The 23,253-nt window shown below is 32.2% G+C and carries 16 protein-coding genes; 5 read left to right on the top strand and 11 right to left on the bottom strand.

Features of this window, described 5'->3' with window-relative positions; translation table 4 throughout:
- Positions 1 to 10 precede the first annotated feature (10 nt).
- The 5 genes from eno (at position 11) to OF376_RS01475 (ending at position 13,179) form a co-directional block, all read left to right on the top strand.
- Positions 11 to 1,345, top strand: a complete 1,335-nt coding sequence (gene eno / locus OF376_RS01455; RefSeq protein WP_263821748.1) for a phosphopyruvate hydratase — start codon at positions 11 to 13, stop codon at positions 1,343 to 1,345.
- A gap of 16 nt (positions 1,346 to 1,361) precedes the next feature.
- Positions 1,362 to 2,792, top strand: coding sequence for a pyruvate kinase (gene pyk / locus OF376_RS01460; protein WP_263821749.1), 1,431 nt, complete (start codon positions 1,362 to 1,364; stop codon positions 2,790 to 2,792).
- Positions 2,793 to 2,896: 104 nt separating this feature from the next.
- On the top strand, positions 2,897 to 7,201 hold the full coding sequence (rpoB, locus tag OF376_RS01465) for a DNA-directed RNA polymerase subunit beta (RefSeq protein WP_263821750.1): 4,305 nt from the start codon (positions 2,897 to 2,899) through the stop codon (positions 7,199 to 7,201).
- 19 nt (positions 7,202 to 7,220) lie between these two features.
- Positions 7,221 to 11,138: a DNA-directed RNA polymerase subunit beta' gene (gene rpoC / locus OF376_RS01470; RefSeq protein ID WP_263821751.1), complete on the top strand. Its 3,918-nt coding sequence runs from the start codon at positions 7,221 to 7,223 to the stop codon at positions 11,136 to 11,138.
- 52 nt (positions 11,139 to 11,190) lie between these two features.
- A complete protein-coding gene (locus tag OF376_RS01475) occupies positions 11,191 to 13,179 on the top strand; it encodes a hypothetical protein (protein WP_263821752.1) in 1,989 nt (662 codons plus the stop codon).
- Positions 13,180 to 13,353: 174 nt separating this feature from the next.
- Here OF376_RS01475 and gatB read toward each other — a convergent pair whose 3' ends face one another.
- From gatB to rpsF, 11 genes are all read right to left on the bottom strand, one after another.
- The gene (gene gatB / locus OF376_RS01480) at positions 13,354 to 14,787 is read right to left on the bottom strand and encodes an Asp-tRNA(Asn)/Glu-tRNA(Gln) amidotransferase subunit GatB (protein WP_263821753.1); all 1,434 of its coding nucleotides are present in this window, start codon (positions 14,785 to 14,787) and stop codon (positions 13,354 to 13,356) included.
- Positions 14,780 to 16,216 carry an aspartyl/glutamyl-tRNA amidotransferase subunit A gene (locus tag OF376_RS01485; protein WP_263821754.1) on the bottom strand — a complete coding sequence of 479 codons (1,437 nt, stop codon included), beginning with the start codon at positions 16,214 to 16,216 and terminating at the stop codon, positions 14,780 to 14,782. The genes gatB and OF376_RS01485 overlap by 8 nt, the downstream gene beginning before the upstream one ends.
- Positions 16,206 to 16,478 carry a hypothetical protein gene (locus tag OF376_RS01490; protein ID WP_263821755.1) on the bottom strand — a complete coding sequence of 91 codons (273 nt, stop codon included), beginning with the start codon at positions 16,476 to 16,478 and terminating at the stop codon, positions 16,206 to 16,208. The genes OF376_RS01485 and OF376_RS01490 overlap by 11 nt, the downstream gene beginning before the upstream one ends.
- Positions 16,479 to 16,492: 14 nt before the next feature.
- The gene (locus OF376_RS01495) at positions 16,493 to 17,530 is read right to left on the bottom strand and encodes a hypothetical protein (protein WP_263821756.1); all 1,038 of its coding nucleotides are present in this window, start codon (positions 17,528 to 17,530) and stop codon (positions 16,493 to 16,495) included.
- Positions 17,531 to 17,552: 22 nt separating this feature from the next.
- The gene (locus tag OF376_RS01500) at positions 17,553 to 18,197 is read right to left on the bottom strand and encodes a uracil-DNA glycosylase (RefSeq protein WP_263821757.1); all 645 of its coding nucleotides are present in this window, start codon (positions 18,195 to 18,197) and stop codon (positions 17,553 to 17,555) included.
- On the bottom strand, positions 18,161 to 19,951 hold the full coding sequence (locus tag OF376_RS01505; protein ID WP_263821758.1) for a hypothetical protein: 1,791 nt from the start codon (positions 19,949 to 19,951) through the stop codon (positions 18,161 to 18,163). The genes OF376_RS01500 and OF376_RS01505 overlap by 37 nt, the downstream gene beginning before the upstream one ends.
- Before the next feature lie 9 nt (positions 19,952 to 19,960).
- A complete protein-coding gene (locus OF376_RS01510) occupies positions 19,961 to 21,481 on the bottom strand; it encodes a replicative DNA helicase (RefSeq protein ID WP_263821759.1) in 1,521 nt (506 codons plus the stop codon).
- Positions 21,481 to 21,924, bottom strand: a complete 444-nt coding sequence (rplI, locus tag OF376_RS01515; protein ID WP_263821760.1) for a 50S ribosomal protein L9 — start codon at positions 21,922 to 21,924, stop codon at positions 21,481 to 21,483. Before rplI ends, OF376_RS01510 begins: the two co-directional genes overlap by 1 nt.
- An 82-nt stretch (positions 21,925 to 22,006) precedes the next feature.
- On the bottom strand, positions 22,007 to 22,246 hold the full coding sequence (gene rpsR / locus OF376_RS01520) for a 30S ribosomal protein S18 (protein WP_263821761.1): 240 nt from the start codon (positions 22,244 to 22,246) through the stop codon (positions 22,007 to 22,009).
- A gap of 14 nt (positions 22,247 to 22,260) precedes the next feature.
- On the bottom strand, positions 22,261 to 22,719 hold the full coding sequence (locus OF376_RS01525) for a single-stranded DNA-binding protein (protein ID WP_263821762.1): 459 nt from the start codon (positions 22,717 to 22,719) through the stop codon (positions 22,261 to 22,263).
- Between the two features lie 37 nt (positions 22,720 to 22,756).
- Positions 22,757 to 23,212: a 30S ribosomal protein S6 gene (gene rpsF / locus OF376_RS01530; RefSeq protein WP_263821763.1), complete on the bottom strand. Its 456-nt coding sequence runs from the start codon at positions 23,210 to 23,212 to the stop codon at positions 22,757 to 22,759.
- Positions 23,213 to 23,253: the final 41 nt, after the last annotated feature.

Genomic DNA, 23,253 nt, shown 5'->3' on the forward strand with positions numbered 1-23,253 from the left:
GAAGGCCGAAATGTACATAAAAAATATCTTAGCTTACCAAATCCTTGATTCGCGTGGTTACCCAACCGTCGCCGTCCGTTTTCGTTTGTCTGATAATACGTATATTCACGCCAAAATCCCTTCAGGTGCTTCCACTGGTAGTAAAGAAGCTCTAGAATTACGCGATAATAATCCTAAATATTTTGCTAATAAATCTGTTCTAAAAGCTATTCGGAATATCAAAGAACATCTAGCTCCATTATTGCTTAACCGCGAATTAAAGAATTTCTTTGAACTAGATGAATTACTGGTTAAAAGTGATAATGTTCAAAAAGAAAAATATGGTGCAAATGCTATTTTAGCCTGCAGTATAGCTTTAGTAAAAGCGTGTGCTCATGCTCATCAAAAACCTGTTTATCAATATATTAAAGAAGATCTAATGAATAATTCTGATCCATATTATTACGCGCCTATCCCCATGATGAACTTCATTAATGGAGGGGCGCACGCTGATAATGATTTAAGTATTCAAGAATTTATGATTATGCCCGTAGGGGCACATGACTTCGCACACGCCATACAAACTGGCGCTGAAATATTCTATGAATTACAAAAAATTTTAAAAGAACATCGTCTAAATACAAATAAAGGAGATGAAGGAGGCTTCGCTCCTCAATTATCCACAGACAAACAGGCTTTAGATTTAATTGTTCAGGCTATTTTACAAGCAGGTTATTCGTTAACCAAGCAATGTGATTTAACTAAAAGTTTAGGTAAAAACTTAAACCAAAACAATGTAGGCTTGGCCCTAGATGTTGCAGCTTCCGAATTTTTTGATCATAAATCAAATCAATATAGAATGCGTATTGCTAACGAAGATCATTGCTTAAATACAAACGAATTAGCCAAACACTTAATGCTTTTAGCTAAACAATATCCCATCATATCAATCGAAGACCCTTTCGACGAAAATGATTGAACCGGTTTTATTCAATTAACAAAGCAAAACTTTGCCCAAATCGTCGGTGATGATTTGTATACAACTAACATGAAATATCTACAGTTGGGTATTGATCAACAAGCAAGCCATGCCATTTTAATTAAACCGAACCAAATCGGAAGTATTAGCGAAACTCTTGCTACTATTCAATTGGCTCAAAAAATGGGCATGCGTATCATCATTTCACACCGTTCCGGCGAAACAGAAGATGATTTTATTGCTGACTTAGCTATTGGGGTAAGTGCAGAAATGATCAAAACAGGATCATTGTCACGTAGTGAACGTATTGCAAAGTATAATCGCATACTGGAAATTCAAGCCGAATTACAAACACAACTAATTTATACCCCACATAAAAAGTTTTAAAGAAAAGGAGATTATTATGTTTTTAAAAACTAGAATTATTGCTACAATAGGACCTGCGATTGTTGGATCAATCAACAATCCACATCGGTTCCACGACCAACAATTTGCCGAAGAGCGCCGCGTTGCTGAGCAAAAAATCACAGATTTAATTTTGCGTGGAGTGAATATTTTTCGCTTAAATTTATCGCATAACACAATCGATAATCACTTGTTCATCACTAATTGAATTCGTGAAATTGCAGAACGTTTAAAAATAAGTGTGCAATTCATTTTTGATACAAAGGGACCAGAAATCCGTGTTGGTCAAATGAGCAATAATGCCATGGTTAAAGCTAATGATATTTTAACTATTTATACAAAAAAACAAATTGTCGGAGATGACAAAGGTTTTTCTGTATCAGACGTAACAAATACCTATAGTATGGCTGATGATGTTAAAGTCGGCTCTCAAATCTTAGTTGATGATGGAAAACTAGTTTTTGAGGCTGTGGAAGTTGATCAAGAAGCCGGTATTATTAAAGCTAAATCATATAATGGTTTTGAATTAAAAACGAACAAACGGATTAACTTACCAAATACTAAATATTCAATTCCTTTTCTTTCTGATAAAGATAAAAACGATATTAAAAAAGCTATTGAGAATAAAATTGATTTTTTAGCCCTTTCTTTCATTGCTAACTCAACCCAATTACAACAAGTTTATGACTATATTAATTCCCTAAAAATTAATACATCTATCCGTTTAATCGCTAAAATCGAAAACCAAGAGGCGATTGATAACATCAACAGTCTAATTGCAGAGTTTGATGCTATTATGATTGCTCGTGGTGATTTAGGGTTAGAAATTAACTATGCGCGCATTCCTTTTTATCAAGAAAAAATCATTCGTTTATGCCGTTTAGCTAAGAAACCAGTAATCGTTGCTACTCAGATGCTTGATTCATTAGAAAAAAATATTTTGCCAACTAGAGCAGAAGTCAACGACGTTTATCATGCTGTTAAAGCTCGTGCTAATGCAGTTATGTTATCAGGCGAAACTGCAGCGGGAATTGATCCGGTCAATGCGGTTAATGTATTAAACAAAATTATTTTTGAAACCGAAAAAACTTTCTTTAATTCAAAAATTATTCAAAAAGATATTTGTCACTTAGAAATTGAACGCAAACTAAAAAAAGATGTTTTAGAATTTAGTTTACAAAAATCTAAAAAACCTAAATATCTGCTTGTAAATACTGTTCAAACAGAAGCACGCACTATTCAAGATATTGCACAACACGAATTTGGTTTTACAACGATTTTCAATATTACAGAACATGTTAGAAATAACCTAATTCTGCGTGATGTTAACTTAATTTTTAATGAAAATCCGATTAAAACTAAGAAAGAGTTAGCAGAAATCTTGCAAGAAAACGAAGACGCGTTCGAATTGCTTATCATAAATATTTAATAATTTATCATATTATATTATATTTATAGTATAATTTAAAAGTATATTGTCTATTTAACATTTTTGTTATCTAGGCTTTTTCATTTTACACAAGAGGTTAGAATATGAATCAAAATTATCGTGAAAAACAAATCACTAGAAAAACAGTCCGTCGAGACTATTCAAAAACGAAATTAGACTTCGAAGGACCGAATTTACTACAGGTCCAAGTAAACTCTTTCGCACGTTTTATGGAAAAAGATTTACGAGAGGTCGTAGCTAATATCTTTCCCCTTAATTCGCCACAAGGTCGTTATACATTAAAATTTGTTGATTTAAAAGTTAAAGAACCAATTAAATCAGAACGCGCTTGTCGTAACGAAGGTAAAACATATGAAACACCAGTTTATATTGATTTACAGTTAGTTGACAACGTAACCGGAGAAGTTAAAAAAGTTCAAAAATCAAAAAAACGTGATGAAGAAGGTATGTACCTTGGTGCTATTCCTAAAATGACTGAACAAGGAACATTCATCATTAATGGTATTGAAAAATTTGTTATTTCTCAAATCGTTCGTTCACCTGGTATCTATGTATTAAGCAAATCTGCTATTAAATTAAACGGTTCTCGTAAGCGTTTATTTGAAGGCCGTATTTGTGAAATTTTTCCATCTAAAGGTACTTTAATGCTTGGTTTCTTACCAAAAGATAAAGAATTTGTGCAAATTGTTGCTCGTGATTCATCAGGAGACAACGCTATTGCTTTCTCAATCACAACAATTTTAAAAGCGTTTGGTTTAACTACTAAAGAAATTTTAAATATCTATGGTAATGAAAAAGAAATTATCGAATCATTAGCTCAAGAAAAATATAATGATAAAGAAATCTTTGAAAGTAGTATCGCTGATGAAACTATTAGTAAGATGATGGGTGAAATCAACGAATATTTAGATAAAAACGATCACAAATCAACTGAAGAATTACGTTCTGAATTAATCACCCTAAATACGGCTTTAATTGGAAAATTAAAGGTTTTAGTTTTCGATTACCTTGTAGCTTCTAATAAACTTGATGATCTATTACACGATAATAACAACGAAGAGTCAGCTGAATTTAAAAAAGCAAATAAAAAACTATACGAAGAAATTGCTTCGTTAGTTGAAGAAATTATTTCTGAAAAGGCTGCTAAAGACATTGTTGAGTCACTTGCTATTAATATTAAAAATACTGAATATTTAAAAACTCTTGTTGATAATCGTCAAATTTCATATCAATTAGCATTACAACATCATTTCTTCAATAAACGTTTATATGACATCTCATCTGCTGGACGTTATAAATTCGAAAAGAAATTACTATTAACTGAACGTTTATTCATGCGTGTTGTGGCTGAAGACATCTTAACAAAAGACAACACTGTTTTAGTGCCAAAAAACACATTAATTACTAAAGAACATATTGAATTAATTAAAGAAGCTTCAAAAACAAATAACTTGAAGTGATCAAAGAAAATTAATTTATTACCAAGCGCAATCGATTCTTCATTAAAACAATATTTCGATTATGAAGCAGTCGACGTTTATAAAGATAATGATAAACGTGCAGAAACGACAAGAATTATTGGTGTTGGTACAAATAATGACTTAGAAACTCTAACAATTTCTGATTTAGTGGCTGTTGGTAGTTACATTTATAACCTAAATTATGATATTGGTGATTTCGATGAAGTAGACCATTTAGGTAACAAACGATTAAAATTAATCCACGAATTGTTACGTGCTCGTGTAGCAACAAGTATGAGTCGTATTGAAAAATTCATCAACGAAAAATTAGCTATTTCAGATGGTTCAAACACTAATATTGCTAACTATACTGACAACGCAAACCTAGATGAAGATGAAAAAAATGAACTAGAAGAAGAAAAGAAACGCGCAGTTACTGTTAAGTCAATTGTTAACACTAAACAATTCCAAACATTAATTAAAGATTTCTTCAATTCTCACCAATTAATTCAATTTATCGATCAACAAAACCCTTTAGCTGAATTAACAAATAAACGTCGTATTTCTGCTATGGGACCTGGTGGTATTAGCCGGGAAGACCCGAACTTAGATATTCGTGACGTTCACCACTCACATTATTCACGTATCTGTCCGATTGAAACTCCAGAAGGTATGAACATTGGTTTAATTATGTCATTAGCTTCGCTTGCCAAAGTGGACGAAAATGGTTTCATCGTTGCTCCATACTTTAAAGTTAATAACGGTGTTGTAACACAAGAACACGTTTATTTAACAGCTCACGAAGATGATAACTTTATTATTTCTGAATCAGCTGTAAACTTGGATGAAAACTTCCGTATTACAAACGAACAAGTAGTTTGTCGTTACCGTGGTTCAACTGGTTTATTCAAACCTGAACAAGTTGATTACATCGATATCGTACCTCGACAAGTTGTTTCTATTGCTGCTTCTGCAATTCCGTTTATTGAAAACGATGACGGGGCTCGTGCATTAATGGGTTCAAACATGCAACGTCAATCAGTTCCTTTAATTAAACCTTATGCACCAATTGTTGGGACAGGAACAGAATACAAAATTGCACACGATTCAGGAATGGCTGTTGTGTCTAAAACTAGTGGAACAATTAGTTATGTTGATGCTCAAAAAATTGTCGTTACTGATGAAAACGAAACTGATCACACATATGAATTAATTAAATATCGTAAGTCAAACCAAGATACATGTAATAATCAAACGCCAATTGTTTCTTTAAACCAAAAAGTAAGTGCAAACGAAACAATTGCTGATGGTCCAGCTATGCAAAATGGTGAATTAGCTTTAGGACGTAACGTTTTAGTTGGTTATACAACTTGATCTGGTTATAACTTCGAAGATGCTATCATCATTTCAGAACGTCTTGTTTCTATGGACGTCTTCACTTCAATTCATATTGATGAATTAACATTGCAATGTGTTAAAACAAAAAATGGGGATGAAGAAATTACTCGTGATATGCCAAACGTTTCTGATCATGCTAAACGTTTCTTAGACAAAGACGGAATTGTTTTTGTTGGAGCAGAAGTGCATGAGGGAGATGTTCTAGTTGGTAAAACAACACCTCGTGGTAACATTGATGTTAACCCGGAAGATAAGTTATTACAAACAATTTTTGGTGACAAATCTAAGAGCGTTAAAGACTCATCAATGAAAGTTAAACACGGTCAAGAAGGTATTGTTGCAGCTGTTAAAAGAATTAAAGCTACTGATGCAAACAATAACGAATTACCAGACGATGTATTAGAAATTGTTAAAATTTACATTGTTCAAAAACGTAAGATCCAAGTTGGGGATAAAATGGCTGGGCGTCATGGTAACAAAGGTATTGTTTCTAAGGTTGTCCCAATCCAAGATATGCCTTTCTTAGCTGATGGGACTCCATTAGACATTATGTTAAACCCATTAGGGGTACCTTCACGGATGAATATTGGGCAAATCCTAGAATTACACTTAGGTTATGCAGCTAGTGAAATTGGTAAAAAACAATTAATTAACATTCCATTCAAAAATGAAGGATATGAAAAATATGTTTCACTATTCGGTTTAACTGATATTGTTGCTGAACGTTTATACAATAAAATTCAAGACTTTATCAAAAACAAAAACATTACTGATCCAAAACAAATTGATGTTTTAGATCAATTAATCATCTTAAATAGTCTTGGTCTATCTTTCGATGATGTGGCCATTAAAGTTGCTACACCAGTTTTCGATGGTGTTAAAACAGATGACTTAGTAGCTATTATGAATGAAGCAGAAATTGATATCGAAGAGAAAAAAGGTAAACAAGTATTATATGACGGACGAACGGGTGATGCTTTCGATGGTTTAATTTCAATCGGTCATACTTACATGTTAAAACTAGACCACATGGTTGATGATAAGATTCACTCACGTTCTGTTGGTCCTTACTCTAAGATTACACAACAACCATTAGGTGGTAAGTCACAAAATGGTGGTCAAAGATTTGGGGAAATGGAAGTTTGAGCGCTAGAAGCCTATGGTGCTGCTTATAACTTATTAGAAATCCTAACAATCAAATCAGATGACGTGCAAGGACGTAATCAAGCATATAACGCAATTATTAAAAACCGTGATATTACTTCAAGTGGAATGCCTGAATCATTCAACTTATTAACAAAACAAATCCAAGGGTTGGCATTGTGCATGTCAGTTGAAACTGATGAAGGTGAAATTGATATCAATGAATACACGCTAAATGACTACAAACGTAAAGAAGAAGAGTTAGATCGTTTAGACGAAGAAGAACACCAACAAGAAACTCGTCAATTTGTCATTAAAAACAATTTTGATGAAAACCGTTTCGACGAAGACGAAGACGATTTAGATTTATTAGAAGATAACTTTTAAAATCAAAGGAGATTAAATTATGAAACGCAAAAGTATTAAATCACTAAAATTAGGGATTGCTTCTCCTGAACAAATTTTAAAGTGATCATATGGTGAAGTAACTAAACCAGAAACGATTAACTATAAATCATTAAAACCAGAACCAGATGGTTTATTTGATGAAAAAATCTTTGGTCCTAGCAAGGACTACGAATGTTACTGTGGTAAATACCGTAAAGTAAAACACAAAGGGAAAACATGTGAACGTTGTGGGGTTGAAATTACCGAAGCAATTGTTCGTCGTGAACGTATGGGACATATTGAATTAGCAAGTCCTGTGGCTCATATTTGATTTACAAAGGAATTGCCATCACCTTCAAAAATTTCTTTATTATTAGATATTACATATAAAGAAGTTGACCAAGTAGTTTATTTTGTTAACTACATTGTTTTAGATGAAGGTCACCGTGACAACTCATGACAAGATTTAACAGTCTTTAAAAAGAAGGAAGTTTTAGACTTAACATCTGCAAAAAATTCAATTACTTCACGTAATAAATTACGTCGTATTCTACGTAATATTCAAGAACGAATTGCAGCTGAAGTTGATAAAAAAGATGATTTAAAAGAAAATTACGAATACCGTTTAGCGGTTACTTATGATTTGATTTTAAAAGATTCAAACGCTCCTTTCTCTATTAAAGAAATTATGAACTTCATTAAAGACCAAACAGGGATTCGGTTTGGTATCGGTGCTGAAGCTATTCGTGAATTATTAGCAAGTCTTGACTTAGAAAAAGAACATGCTGAAATTAAAAAAGAAATTCAAGCTTCGGCTAATGCTAATGATCAAAAAACGCGTCGTTTGCTTCGTCGTTTAGAATGTGTGCGATGAATTAAAGATTCAGGATCAAAACCTGAATGAATGATTCTAACACGTATTCCTATTACACCAAGTGAAGCTCGTCCAATTATTTCATTAGACGGTGGTCGTTTTACAACAAGTGATATAAACACTTTCTATCGTAAGATTATCATCCGTAATGAACGTTTAAAAACTTTAATTGGCACTGACGCACCAGATATCTTATTAGATAATGAAAAACGTTTATTACAAGAAGCAGTCGATTCATTATTCGATAACAACTCACGTAAAAAACCTGTTGTAGGTAAGGATAAGCGTCCATTAAAATCTTTATCAAACCACCTAAAAGGAAAACAAGGTTTATTCCGTCAAAACTTATTAGGTAAACGTGTTGACTACTCAGGACGTAGTGTTATTGTGGTTGGACCAGAATTAAAGATGTATGAAGTAGGAATTCCTGCTTTAATGATTTTAAAACTGTTCAGACCTTTCATTATTTCTGAATTAATTCGTAAGAAAGATGATGAAGGGTTTGACATTCAACCAATTTGCGCAAACATTAAAATTGCTGAACAAAAAATTCTTGAACAAGACGCAATTATTTGACCAGTTGTTGAAAAAGTTATTAAACAACGTCCAGTTATTTTAAACCGTGCGCCAACGTTACACCGTTTAGGGATTCAAGCTTTCGAAGTTAAGATGGTTGATGGTAAAGCCATTCGTTTACACCCATTAGTAACTACGGCCTTCAATGCCGACTTCGATGGGGACCAAATGGCTGTGCATATTCCTTTAAGTAAAGAAGCTGTAGCTGAAGCACGTTCAATTCTTTTAGCAAGCTGACATATTTTAGGACCAAAAGATGGTAAACCAATTATTACGCCAACTCAAGATATGGTGTTAGGGATTTACTATCTAACTAAAGAAAAAATCGGTTCTGAAATCCAAACTTTATTAAAGAGCAATCCACAAAACGAAAATATCCGTAATTATTTACGTGTGTTTGCTTCACAAGAAGAAGCGATTCGTGCTTATGAAGTTGGGAATGTTAATATTCACCAAACTATCGGGATTACAACTCGTGCATTCGCAAGTAAACATTTCGAAAAAGATGGAATTTTAATTACTACTGTTGGAAAAATTATTTTCAACCAAGCATTCCCAACTGATTTCCCATATATTAATAGCGTAAACAACTTATACGATAACAATAAAAACGAAATCATTGGTAATGGTGAAAGTTTTAATGACTTCTTTGCTGGTTACAAAATTTATGAACCTTTAACAAAGAAAACATTATCTTCTGTTATTGACCGTTTATACAAGAAATATGAATTAGAATTCGTGCCTCAAACAATGGATAAAATCAAGGCACTTGGGTTCAAATATTCAATGATTTCAGCTACAAGTATTTCAGCATTTGATATTCCTTCATATGATAAAAAATATGAGTACTTCAAAGAAACTGACAACCAAGTAGCGAAATTAAAAGAATTCTATTTAGATGGTAAGTTAACTGATGATGAACGATATACACAAGTAGTAGCCATTTGATCACAAACAAAAGATAAGGTTACAAAAGATATCGAAGAATTAATTAAATCTGAAGAATATGCTGAAAACCCTATTGTTATTATGGCTAAATCTGGAGCACGGGGAAATACTTCAAACTTTACCCAATTAGCAGGGATGCGTGGGTTGATGTCTAAATCATATAACTATGACCAGAAACACCAATCAAACGTTATTCGTGATACGATTGAAATTCCTATTAAACACTCATTTATTGAAGGTTTATCAGTTTCAGAATACTTTAACTCTTCATTCGGGGCACGTAAAGGGATGACCGATACGGCGATGAAAACCGCTAAATCAGGTTATATGACAAGAAAATTAGTGGACTCAACTCAATCAGTTGTTATTCATGAATTAGACTGTAATACACGTAACGGAATTCTTGTTCGTGAAATCCGTAATACAAAGGAAAATGTAACTATTGAACCGTTGTCAGATAGAATTGTTGGACGATACGCAATTAGTAACGTTTACTACCCTAATACACGTGACATCATTGTTGGTAAAGATCAATTAATTACTTTAGAAAAAGCTAAAGAAATTGAACAAGCCGATATTAAAGAAGTTGAAGTGCGTTCACCATTACACTGTTTAAGTGATTCTGGTTTATGTCAAAAATGTTTCGGTATCGACTTATCAACAAACAAACTAATTGATAAAGGAACAGCTATCGGGGTTATTGCCGCTCAATCAATTGGGGAACCTGGTACCCAATTAACAATGCGTACGTTCCATACCGGTGGGGTTGCTGGAGATAGCAATATTACTCAAGGTTTCGAAAGAATTAAACAATTATTCGATTGCATCCAACCACAAGAAAACGAAAAAGCTTTAATTTCTGAAGTGAAAGGTAAAGTTATTCGTCTTGATAAGGACCAAGCAACGGGTACATACGAAATCGAAGTTGCATATAACGATGATGATAGTGTTATTTACACAACAAAACCATCACCAATTCTACGGGTTAAATTAAATGACCAAGTAACTTTAGGCCAAAAATTAGCCGATGGTTCAATTGATGTTAACGAATTATTAAAAACATCTGGTATCGAAAATGTTCGTCACTATATTATTAAAGAAGTGCAAAAAGTTTACCGTCTACAAGGGATTGAAATTTCAGATAAATATATCGAAGTTATTATCGCTCAATTAACAAATAAACTAACGATTACTAACCCTGGTGACTCTGGTTTATTCGTTGGAGAAACTGTAACTGTTAACCACTTCAACAAAATTGCTCAAGAAATGTTGCAAGCTGACAAAGCTCCACCAGTAGCAATTAATCAAGTCTTTGGTCTAGACCATGCACCAGCTAAATCAGGATCATTCCTATCTGCTGCTTCATTCCAAGATACAAAGAAAACATTAACTGATGCAGCCGCACGTTCACAACGTGACTACTTATTAGGTTTAAAAGAAAATGTTATTCTAGGAAACTTAATTCCGGCTGGTACTGGATTGAAAGATCCAAGTGAAGTTATTGCCTTTGGGGAAGAAATGTACGCCAAAGAATACTAATCACACAACAAAATTGTGTATTTAAATATACACAGAAATGGAAAACTTAATTATGAAAAAGAAAAAAAGTAATAAAAAAATAATCGGATTATGTCTAGGAAGTGCTATCGTTAGTACCGCAGTTATTGCTGTGGCAGCTGCGTGTGGTGTAGATCGTGCCGATCTTACATTAGAGGTTAAAGACACGATGGTTAAAGACAATCGGCTATATGTGCACGTGTCTGTTCCATACCGCAACGAAAACACGATTGAATTGATTAAAAAAACGACTTTTAGCGTTATTGTCAAACCGGTGCAGACAGCAAATAAACCAACTAAGAAGGTTTATGCTAACCAATCTTCAAAAGCATTGGAATCAAGCATTAAACATAATCCACTAACTAACCAAGTCGATTTCTATTTAGAGTTTCCAAAAATCAATGATAAATATAAAACTATTACTGATGAAGTTGAAATTATTATCAGTCCTAATCAGTCATTCAAATTGGTTTCAAACAAATACTCTAAAGTGTTGTATAAGATTTTAGACTTAGAAGCAAGCAGTAGCAAAATGGCAATCAATTCTTTGGATGCCGCTATTAATTTCAATATTCAAAATGCTACTAACATCAGCATTCAAACTATTATTCAGGATAAAATCACCAAAGAACAATTCAGCTCAGAAAAAACACTTTTAACAAATCAAATATCTTATGATGTAGTTTTCAAAAACTTTTTAATTCAAGCATTAAATAATGACTTGGATGAAAAATTAGATTTAACAAACTTATTGTTTGCAAATCTAAAAGCTACAGCAGACCAAAAAAGTCAAATTAAACCGGAAAACTCAACAATTGATGAAGACGTTAAAACACGTACTTTACAATTAATTAATTACATTGATCCTGAAAGCTTCGGGCACGAAAAATTATTAAAAGACACAAAACAACTTTTAAGCCACACTTATGAAGCAGACCAACAAATCACTCGTGATCAATTATTAATTAGCATCCTTGCTGAATTCATTGGTTATTATTTACCCGAAACAAATACACCATATGGTTATTTAAGTACAAAATATATTGATCTAGCTTCAAGCATGCAATTAGACTTCTTTAATGACGAAGAAAAAACACAATTAGAAACTTTAAAGAAGCAAATTATGGAAGCAGCAAACAAATTAATTCCCGCTGACATTTTAGAAAAGATTAATCAACAATCTGGAACTGATTTTAAAGACAAAGTTATTAAATATGTCGAATCACTTGATGATGTTCAGAAAAATACTTTACTAGAAACTATCTATCATGGTGTAAATGGTTATGTATGAACATACCAATACGACTTCTTCAAAATGGAAGTTAATAAACTTTATACAAAACCATTAATTGCTAAAAAAATGGCTCTAGTTGATGACTTATTGAATCAAGTTAACGCAATTTTAAACACAGATTTAACAAGTCAGGCTTTAAAAACCATTTTAGAAAAAAATCAAGTGGCTTTAGGTTTTGAACCATTGAAAGACTTAAATGATAAATTACAAGTTTTAGACAAACAATTAGATACTTTCAAGCAAAAAGACAACGAGAACGTTCTATTAGCTTTACAAGAAGTGCGTAAAACATATGATAACTTAATTATCAATATTCATAAAATTATGCAATTGAATGATTTAAAAAACATGAGTGTTAATTTAATTAACTTCTTTGTGAGAGATTTATCTTCTGCTTATGAAAAAACATCAGATGAACAAACTAACTTAAATCAATTAAAAGCTATTCAAGAATTCTTGAAAAAGCCTCAAGATTCAGTGCAACCAGTGAAAGAACTAATCACACAAAATAAATTGCAAGAAAAACAAGGTTGATTAAACAATCTTTTAACCGAATTAAAAAACAAAAAAGTAAGTAAAAAAGATTTATATGTTATTAAACGAAATTACTTGTTTATCGAAACAAAAATTTATAATGCACAAAATAAATATGATCCAACTTTAAAACAATTCTTTAAATCACCTGATGAAAAGAATGAATTCACTTTTGAATATAATCTAGTTGATTAAAACAAATTAAAACCACCTATGCAAGGTGGTTTTTTTGTACCAGTACTTTAAAAACCAGGACACAACTGCTTTAAAATACTCTCTAACGCTTAAAACAAGTCTGCTAAGGCTTTGTTATATATAACAACAAAAAACACTCACATAAAGGAGTGTTTTTTGTTTTATGTTTGTTTTTTATTGTCCTAATAGTTTCTTTAAAACTTCATAACTAATAACTGGGTTGGCTTGTGCTTTAGTTTCTTTCATTAGCATACCCATAACATATTTTTCATAACGATCAGCTCGATCACTGAATTGTTCTTTTTTATCAAGGCTTTCGTTTAAAATTTTTGATAATAATTGTTCAAGAACAACTGGATCACTAATTTGTTCATAACCTAATTCTTTAACCAAGACTTTCGGGTCTTTGTTTGTTTTATAAATCTCTTCTAATAAACTCTTAGCTTGCTTACCATTGATTTCGCCCTTTTCGAACATACTAATCATTGTAGCAATTTTATCTCATAGATCTTTGCTGATATCTTTTAAAGATTTATTATCTTTCTTAATTAGCCCTAAGAATTCTAAACAAACTCATTTATAAACAGATACTGTTGCTTGCACTTGCTTATTAACATAGTTGAAAGCTTCAAATAATTCTTGATCAGCTAGCAAGTTTTCAATGAATTCAGGGTTTAATTGTTCGTTTAAGAAATGATTACGTACATCATTAATTGTTTGGGGTTGTTGTAGATATAGCTCGTTTAAATAATCATCACTCAATGAAATTGGGGCAATATTTGGTTCGGGAATGTATTTGTAATCAATAGCATCACCTTTATCACGCATATAAATTGTTGATTGCGTTTGATCGTCATAACGACGCGTTTGTTGTTTAATTGTTTCATTAGCTAATAAAGCATTGATTTGTCGTTGTTTTTCGAATTCAATCGCCTTAATAACATTCGAAATAGAGTTAATATTTTTAATTTCTACTTTATTATTAAAATTCTTATCCCCAATTAAACGCACTGAAATGTTAATATCTGCACGCATAGATCCATCTTCCATTTTGGCATCTGATATATTATGGAAAAGTAGAATCTTACGTAATTCTTCTAAATAACTAGCAGCTTCGGTTGCACTTCTAATATCAGCTTCCGAAACAATTTCAATTAATGGTCAACCAGCACGGTTGTAATCTAATAAAACTTTATTATCTAAATTGGTTTGTTTCGCAGTATCTTCTTCAATATGAATACGATTAATCCGAATTTTTTGCATTTGATTATGTTCGTTTTTAATTTCTAAAAAACCACTATAACCAATTGGATAATATTGTTGAGTGATTTGGTATCCTTTGGGTAAATCTAGATAAAAATAGTGTTTACGATCAAAAGAAATAAATTTATGGTTTGTTTGCATGTGTAACGCTTTAGCTAAAAATAAACCTTTATGAATTGCTTGCATATTCACGTTTGGCATTGTCCCCACTAAAGCTAAGTCAATTTCATTGATATTTGTATTAACCGGTGCTTCGTGGTCTAGTAAAGCATTAGAAAACATTTTCGTTTTAGTATTTAGCGCACAGTGCACTTCAATTCCAATAACAACTTCAAAATTACGCATGGTGGTCTCCGTTCTTATTTAATAAATTAATTTGGTATCCAATGTTTAGCAAAATATCATCATTGTTATAACCACTTGTAATATTTAAACCAATATTACCATTTTCATTGCTAATGAAAGGAATTGTTAAAGAAGGTAGACCAGCAAAATTGGCTAGTTGTAAAATGTTGTCTAAAATAGGTGCTTCGTATTCATGAGCTAAAACGTCACTTACTTTTTCAGCATAATCATATGCTCCTAATGAAAGGACAAAATCATATGATTCAAGAATTTTATTAATTTCACTAACTAATACATGACGCATTTTCATTGCACGAATTAAAAATTCATCGAAATTTTGTGGTGTTGAAACATAAGCACCAATGGCAAAACGATGTTTTAATTCTTGACCTAAGAATTGGGTTCTCACTGTCTTAATTAAATCTTCGTAGTTGTTGTATTCTACATCATGTTGACCAAATGTAATGTTTGATAAATTAGCGTATGAACTTAAAGCTTCCGTATACGAAATAATTTGGTAAACCGAATTAATTGTTTTGATCATATCATAATCAAAATCAATTTCGCGTATTGTGTATTCCACAGCCAGCTGATCAATTTTATCTTTGAAAAGCTTTTTAATCGCTGGGTCTTTTAATTCATCTAAGGATGGTTTTAAAACAGCAATTGTGTAAATATCTTTTTTTTGTAATAAAGTTAAATAATTTTTGTTTGTATCAATACTTGTATTATCTTTATCATCATAGCCGGTTACAGCATTTAAAACCACTGCCACATCTTCCACATGACGCGCTAGAATACCAACATGGTCCATTGATGGCGCATAAGGTAAAACACCATAACGAGAAATTAGACCATAAGTCGGTTTGTAACCAATAATCCCCATAATCGAAGCTGGTCGGCGAATTGAATCACCTGTATCTGTTGCGATGGCGAATTGAACAACACCTTGTTGTACTAAAACAGCTGAACCACTAGAAGATCCTCCAACTACTTGTTCAGAGTTTAAAGGATTTTTAACCTGACCATAAGCTGAATATAAACCTGAGCCACCTAAACCAAATTCATCCAAATTAGATTTATTTAATAAAACTGCATTATTTGTTAATAAACGATCATAAACAGTCGCGTTATAGACAGGAACATATTTATCTAAAAATAATGACCCACCTGTCGTTCTTAAATTTCTTGTACAAATATTATCCTTTAGTGAATAAACAATTCCAAATAATGGATCGTTTTTTTGATCGTTGGGCATTTTATCAAGCGTTGCTGCTTGCTTTAATGCTTCCTCATAATTCGTCGTAATAACTGCGTTTAAATTTTTCACGCTTTCGTCTTGTTTGATTGCTTGTTGAACTAATTCAACAACACTAGTTGATTCATTTAAAAGATCGTTGTGAATTTCTAAAATTGTCTTACTTTTCATTCTTTAAAACTCCATAACCATTTTGCACTTCAATAAAACTATCTAAGGCGCGTGGATTATTATAAACTAATTTATCATCTCTAAAAGTGTTTGTTGGACTAGCAGCAATATAGACATGTCATGGCGTTGTTTCTTTAATAAAACGATCAAATAATTGCACATCTTCTCTTAGGCTATTAATTTTGTTAGTAATAATTTGTTCTTCATCTTCGCCGGCACTAAACATAGCAGCGTCGATGGCTTTTTTAATATAATTGCTCATTTATTTCTCCTTTTCTAATCCACATAAACGGGAACGCTTTTGTCTTCAACAACGTCTTTTTCATAATCGTATTTAATTAGTGGTACTACAATTTTGAAGATTGGGTATATTAAGAATAAATTGAAAACAACCATGGGGATTAATAAAATTGACCGAATAGATAATCATTGTGAATATTTTAAACTTGATAATTCTGCATCAAACGATGGTAGCATCATCACGTTCACAATTGTTTCTGTTAATATGACAGTGACAAAAACTGGTGTGAAAATAATAAATCAGTCTTGTTTATGTTTCTTTTTATGGTTTTTATATGTCTTAGCTAAGATTTTCTTTAAACCCAAAGCCAATCAGACGATGGCAATAGAGAGCACAAAGAATGAACCGATAATCATCATCATTTGGTTAGTTGTTAAGGCAATATTTAAACCGAATAAATCAATCTTAAAGCCTTCATTGCCTGTCGCGAATTTTAAAAATAATAAAATTCCTGCACCAATAATTAGGGTGGCTATTGAACTATAAATGGCAAAAATAACATCTTTTCGTTTACTTGTTGTTAAAATAATTCGAATTAAACCACCAATTAAACCAAAGGCCATTGCAGCAATTAAATAACCATAATGGAAAACCCCAGCAGTTAGAGCAACTGATAATAAATCAGTCATAGCTCCAATAAAAATCCCCAAAATAGGACCAAATAACAGCCCACCAATTTTAATCAAGATTCCTTCAAGAGTTACTCTTGTTCCGGGTCAAGCCCTAAAAATAACTGATGCTGTGTTAGCCGATAAAACTGTTAGCAATATAATAACAGCTACCGAAATCGAAATAACCATCGCGATATTACTAATTCCTTTAACTGAAACTTTAGGAATAATGTAATAACGTTTTTGGTAACGAAAGGAATAATAAATTTTTTTAATAATTGTTACAAGGATAAAAACTATTAAAAAAGATAAAAATATTAACGATATTTTTCAACCAGGAATCCCTGTGTCAACAGGGTTTGTGCTTGTGTTCGCCGTTAACATACTTTGTAGAACTTGCATATTTCACTCCTTGTCTTTAATTTTACCACTTAATTAAACCCTTCTTATGCTTTATTAAATAATCATTCGCCTGCGAAAAATGTTTGGTTGTCAAAAATGAATGATAGGCACTTAATGGTGAGGGGTGTGAACTTGTGATAACCAAGTTTTCTTCAGCATTAATGTAAGGGGTGTATGATTGTGCATTGCGCCCCCAAAGAAGGTAAACAACATGTTTTGTTTGCTGTAATTGCATAAAAACATGTTGCATTAATTGTTCATAACCAAATGTGGCATGTGAGAGCGGCTCGTTTTCGTTAACACTCAAAATGGTATTTAACAATAAGACGCCTTGGTTTGCTCAGTCACTTAAATCTGTTTGGGTGCGTGTAATTCCTAGGTCATTATATAAGGCTTTAAAAATGTTTTGTAATGATTTAGGGCACTGTTTAACTTGTGCTTGCGCACTAAAGGCTAAGCCATGGGCAAAACCTTTTGTGGGATAGGGATCCTGTCCTAATATCACCACTTTGGTATCATTGATTGGCAAGTCTCTAAAAGCCGCAAACATTTCCTGTTCAGTAGGAAAAACATTAGTTGTTTGCCGAGCTTCTTGTACCTTGTTTAAAATCAATTGCATGTAAGGTTTTGTTAATTGTTCTTTAATAAACGACTTTCAAGATTTCATTCAACTCGATAATCCTTCAGATCAGTTGGTGATTGCATATCGTTTAACTTCACATAAGAAGTGAATTCTGTGTATAGTTCATTAGTCAATGTTTCGTTAAACTCTAAACCTTCCGGAACATTTTTATGACTTAAACTATAAGCAGCTAATTGCATATCGTGATGAATGCCATCCTCACCATATAAATGACGTGATTCCATTGAATTTTTAGCATACTCATTAAACAGAGCTGATCGAACAAAATCGTCTCGCGTAACAAAAGTTTGCGCTTGTGGATAGAAAGCATAAGGATAAACCGCATCTAATCCTCGGTCATGTGGATAGTAAGCTAGGTCATTGAATTTTTCATCATCTGCCTTAGTCTTTTCATTTTTAGCTTCTAATGATTTTTTCAAGTTGTAGCCTAAAACATTAAAGGCATCCACTTTAACTAATGATCCCGCATAGTATTGTTCATAAACTTGCGCAACCTTCTTTTCGTCATCTGTTAATTCACGTTCTAACAATGTTGATCATTTTTGGATTTGTTGATTAGTTGCTTGTTCATCTAAAACATTAGAGCTTAAAACTGATGGACGGAAGTTCATCACAATATCACTAATTGGTAAATCATAAACTAAATGTTCAACTTTTTGAGATGGGAAAATACGCTTGTTAGCTGCTGATAAACGGTCGTTAATTCGTTCAAGTTGTTCAGTTTCATTAAATTCTTGGTCAGGGAGCATAAATGAGCCACCAACCTTACTTGATGAATCATATCAAGCATATTGTAATTTTATGTTTGTGATTTTTACTAACACATTATTGTCTTCTGGATTCACTAAATAATGTGTGGGAACTTTTGTTCCAAAAGCAAAATCTGATACATTTTTTAAATCACTTTGAGGATTATTAGGTACAATTTCGTAGTCAAAATCGATATTGTATAAAGCTAATTTATAAGTGTATTTACCTTCACCTACACCACCAGCTAAACCAACTAAAAATTCTTTCGCTACCGGGTTGTTTGTTTTATTATAAAAATTAAAAATCTTTGTTCCAGTATCTTGGTTTAAATATTTGATCAAAAGATCTGTGAATGATGTCAGGTGTGTATAAACGCTGTCCGTCACTAATAAATGATTATATAAATTGGCCAAATTATTAATTTCTAATAAATTTGAACTAAATAAAGCTTGGTTAAAATTATTGTTAATTACCAAATTATTCGGTAAAAAAGTTGTCGGTTCTAAGGCGTTGTCGTCTGTTTTTTGAGGGTATTCTAATTTGTTATAAACTTGACGAACTAATTCTGAACGAATCATATCCATATTGAAAGGTTTTAAATAACCTGCTTGGTCAAAATCTTTTTTGTTTCAAACAGATTGTTTATTCATAATCCCCGCAGCATCATTTTGCAATAAGAATCCATCAGCGTCAATTTCGTTATTTTTAGCATCATAACGTTTGTTGTCTTTTGTGTAAGTGTAATTTAAATCACCAATAGCAAAATATTCGTCTTTTAAAACGCTATTTTGTTTACCAAAAACAAATTCATGAATTGATTTATTACGTGGGTTTTTTTGGTCAATATTAACTTTCATAGCTACTTTGCCAAATTCGTTATTATTTGTTGAAGCATTATAATTTAAAAACGCTTCGCTAACCCCCGGTTTTGCCGTCGAAGAACATGCCGAAGCAATCATAGCTGTACTTAAAACAAACAATCCAGCTAGACTTGCTCATAAAATTTTTCTTTTTATTGTTTTTTTCATAAAAACTCCTTATTTTCCGTAGAAATGACCAGTATCTTTTTGAAATAAAAGACTTACTTGACCAATCGGTCCTTCTCTATTTTTCGCTACTAAAACATTGGTTGATACCATGTTAGCTAGCTCTTTAGTTGCATCTGGGTTACCACTATCTTTTTTATTAAAATCAATTTGTTTATAACGATCATAATAAATGAATATCACAGAGTCAGCATCTTGTTCAATGGCTCCAGATTCTTTTAAATCAGATAGTAATGGTGGTTGTACAGGAACACTGGCTGTTTGGTTTTGATTAAACGATTTTTGTCATGGGGCAGCATTAACCGGCGGAGCATTTTTATTCGATTCTGCCGAACGATTTAATTGGGCTACCGCAATAATAGGAATATCTAAATCTAAAGACAATCGCTTCAGTGTATTAGAAATTTTAGCTACTTGTTCCGCACGCGACTGGTTAGTTTTACGTTCTGAATTGATTAATTGTAAATAGTCAATAACAACTAAAGCAATTTTGTTCTTTTTGTGTAAATCATATATCTGTGATTCAATACTATTAATTGTATTAATGTTTTGATCAGCAATTTGTAGGGGATATGATTTAATTTTTTCAATTGCATTCTCAATTTTTTGGTTATTGTGAATTTCGATATTTTTGGCATAGAACTTGCGCGCACTAATCCCTGTTTCTAAAGCCGTGAATTTATCTAAAATTTGTTTCTTATTCATTTCTAATGAAAAAAATAAGATTTTTTTCTTTTCTTTTTCTTCTGTTTGATTGGCATTGTAGGCCTGAATGCTTGGAATAATATTATGGATAATATTCAAAGCAAAAGATGTTTTACCCATCCCCGCTCGCGCTGCTAAAACAATTAGTTGGCCTGGTTTAAAACCATTAGTGAGTTTGTCTAATTCGTTGTAGCCTGACATAATAGCCTTATGATTGAAACCTTGTTGTCTAATTTCCAACATGTTTTCATAATAGGCCTGTGCCACGTCTTTAATATCATCAATTTGTTCTGCGTCTTGGTTTAATAAAACTTCTCGGAACTCAGTTAGTCACTTATCAAAATAATTTTTGGAATTGCTGATAGCAATATTGCTTTTTAAAATCGTTTTTGATAAATTATCTAAGCGGTTTTTGATATACGCATTCTTTACAATACGAATAGAAGTGTGGACATGTTCAACATAATAGCTAATCTTTTGAACATCATTTAAATAGTTGTAGAAAAGTGTTTGGTTCGATAAAAATTCTTTACATGTACGTAATTGGTTAATGATAGTTGCATCATTAATCGCATTCATGTTACTATGATGATTCAAAGCTAATACTTGAGTATAAATCACTCGTGGAACAACACTTAAAAAATGCTGAGGTTCTAAATTCGTACGAATATCCTCAATGGCTGCGTTGTTTTGTAAACATGTTGCAATAATGTGTTTCTCAGCAAAAGCTAATTCTTCTTGATTTCGATTAAAAATTGCTGCGTCATCTTCATTAATCAAAACATTCGTTGTTTGATCTGTTTCCATTAATTTTTCGCACTAACATTAATTTTGACGTTAGCGACAATGTCCTTGTATAATACTACTTCAACTTCAAAAATACCTATTTCTAAATTATTTGGTTTTTTGATCATGTGTTTAGTAATACTGTTGTCTGTAATTGTGTTTAGTTTATCGATAATTTGTTTGTTTGTAATTGTTCCAAACACTTGGTCATTGTTTGTTTTCAATTCAAATTTCAACACTTCTTGTTCAATTGTTTTTTTGATAATTGAGGCTTGCAATCTTTTTTCTTGTTCAATTGCATCTAACTTATCTAAATCATTTGCCAAGTGGTGTGAAGATGTGGGAGTAAATAAAACCGCTTTTTTGTTTTTAATTAAAAAGTTTTTAGCGTACCCATCAGATACTTCCACGACATCATTTTTCTTCCCGACATTAGGGACGTCTATTAGTAAAATAACTTTCATAAAATAACACCTCTTATTCTATATTATAAATAAAACGAAAACATCTAATTCAGATATTTTCGTTTGTTATTGTTTAAAAATATTATTCTTTAACGAATGGTAATAAACCAACAAAACGTGCACGCTTAATTGCGTTAGCTACACGTCTTTGCATACGCGCTGAACAACCTGTTACACGACGTGGTGAAATTTTGTTGTTGTTGTTAATAAAACGTAAAAGTAATTCAGTGTCTTTGTAATCAACGTGTTCAATCCCTTGTGCAGAAAGAGTACAAATTTTTTTACGTGGACGACGTTTATTAAAATTATTATAATTTGCCATAATTAGCTCCTATCTTATTTTTCTTGATTGATTCAATCAAAAAAATCATCTTCTTGGTCCAATTCTGAAACACTAAATGTTGAATTTTGGTTCCCCATAGGCTCAGACATTGAAACATCATTTATTGAATGGTTATTAAATGAAGGACTTGGTTGGTTATTATTGGCCTTACGCACACTTTGTAAACGATCAACACGAACAGATAAATCATAAACGCGTTCTCCGTTTTTATTTACATAATTGCTTGTTACTAGTGAACCTTCAACAATGACGCTATCGCCTTTGTGTAAGTAGCTAGTAATAAATTCTGCAGTTTTATTTCAAGCTGTACATGAAATAAAATCAGTGTTGGGATTTGCTGTGCTACGGTTACTTACCGCGACAGTAATTCGAGTGTAAGCATTGCTTGAGCTTGTTTCCTTTAATGGAAGCGGGTCTCGGGCCAAGTTACCGAATAGAAATACTTTATTCATATTATTTAGTCCTTATTTTAAAAACAAAAAATTTGTTTTATTCTTCTTGGTTGTTTGCATTAGCTTGACGTAATGCTTGACGTTCTGCACGTTCAGCAGCACGACGCGCTTCACGTTCTTCACGTTCGGCTTGTTGCTTTTCAAAAACAACCGCTTTTTTCTCATTACGTTCAATCTTCTTAGGATTGATTGTTGCTTTGTAACCGTAATCTTTTTCTAAATTAATAATAATGTGACGTAACACATTTTTATTAATTACAGCTAAACGACGGAATTCATTAATCAATGAAGCGTCTTCAGTTTCAAAGTTATATACATAACGGTAGCAAGTTTTCACTTTTTTAATTTCGTATGCTAATTGTTGTAAACCTTCGTAATTGTTTTCTTCAACATTAACACCTTTAAGTGTTGCTTTTAATTCGTTTGCTACATTGTTTGCTTCGTTTTGATCTAAATCTCCACGAACAACAAGCATGATTTCATATTTTGCCATAGTTTCTTTACTCCTTTGGATATTTTTAATAGTTAATCTAC

The organism is Ureaplasma miroungigenitalium (genome assembly GCF_025780085.1).
GTDB classification, from domain to species: domain Bacteria; phylum Bacillota_I; class Bacilli_A; order Mycoplasmatales; family Mycoplasmoidaceae; genus Ureaplasma; species Ureaplasma miroungigenitalium.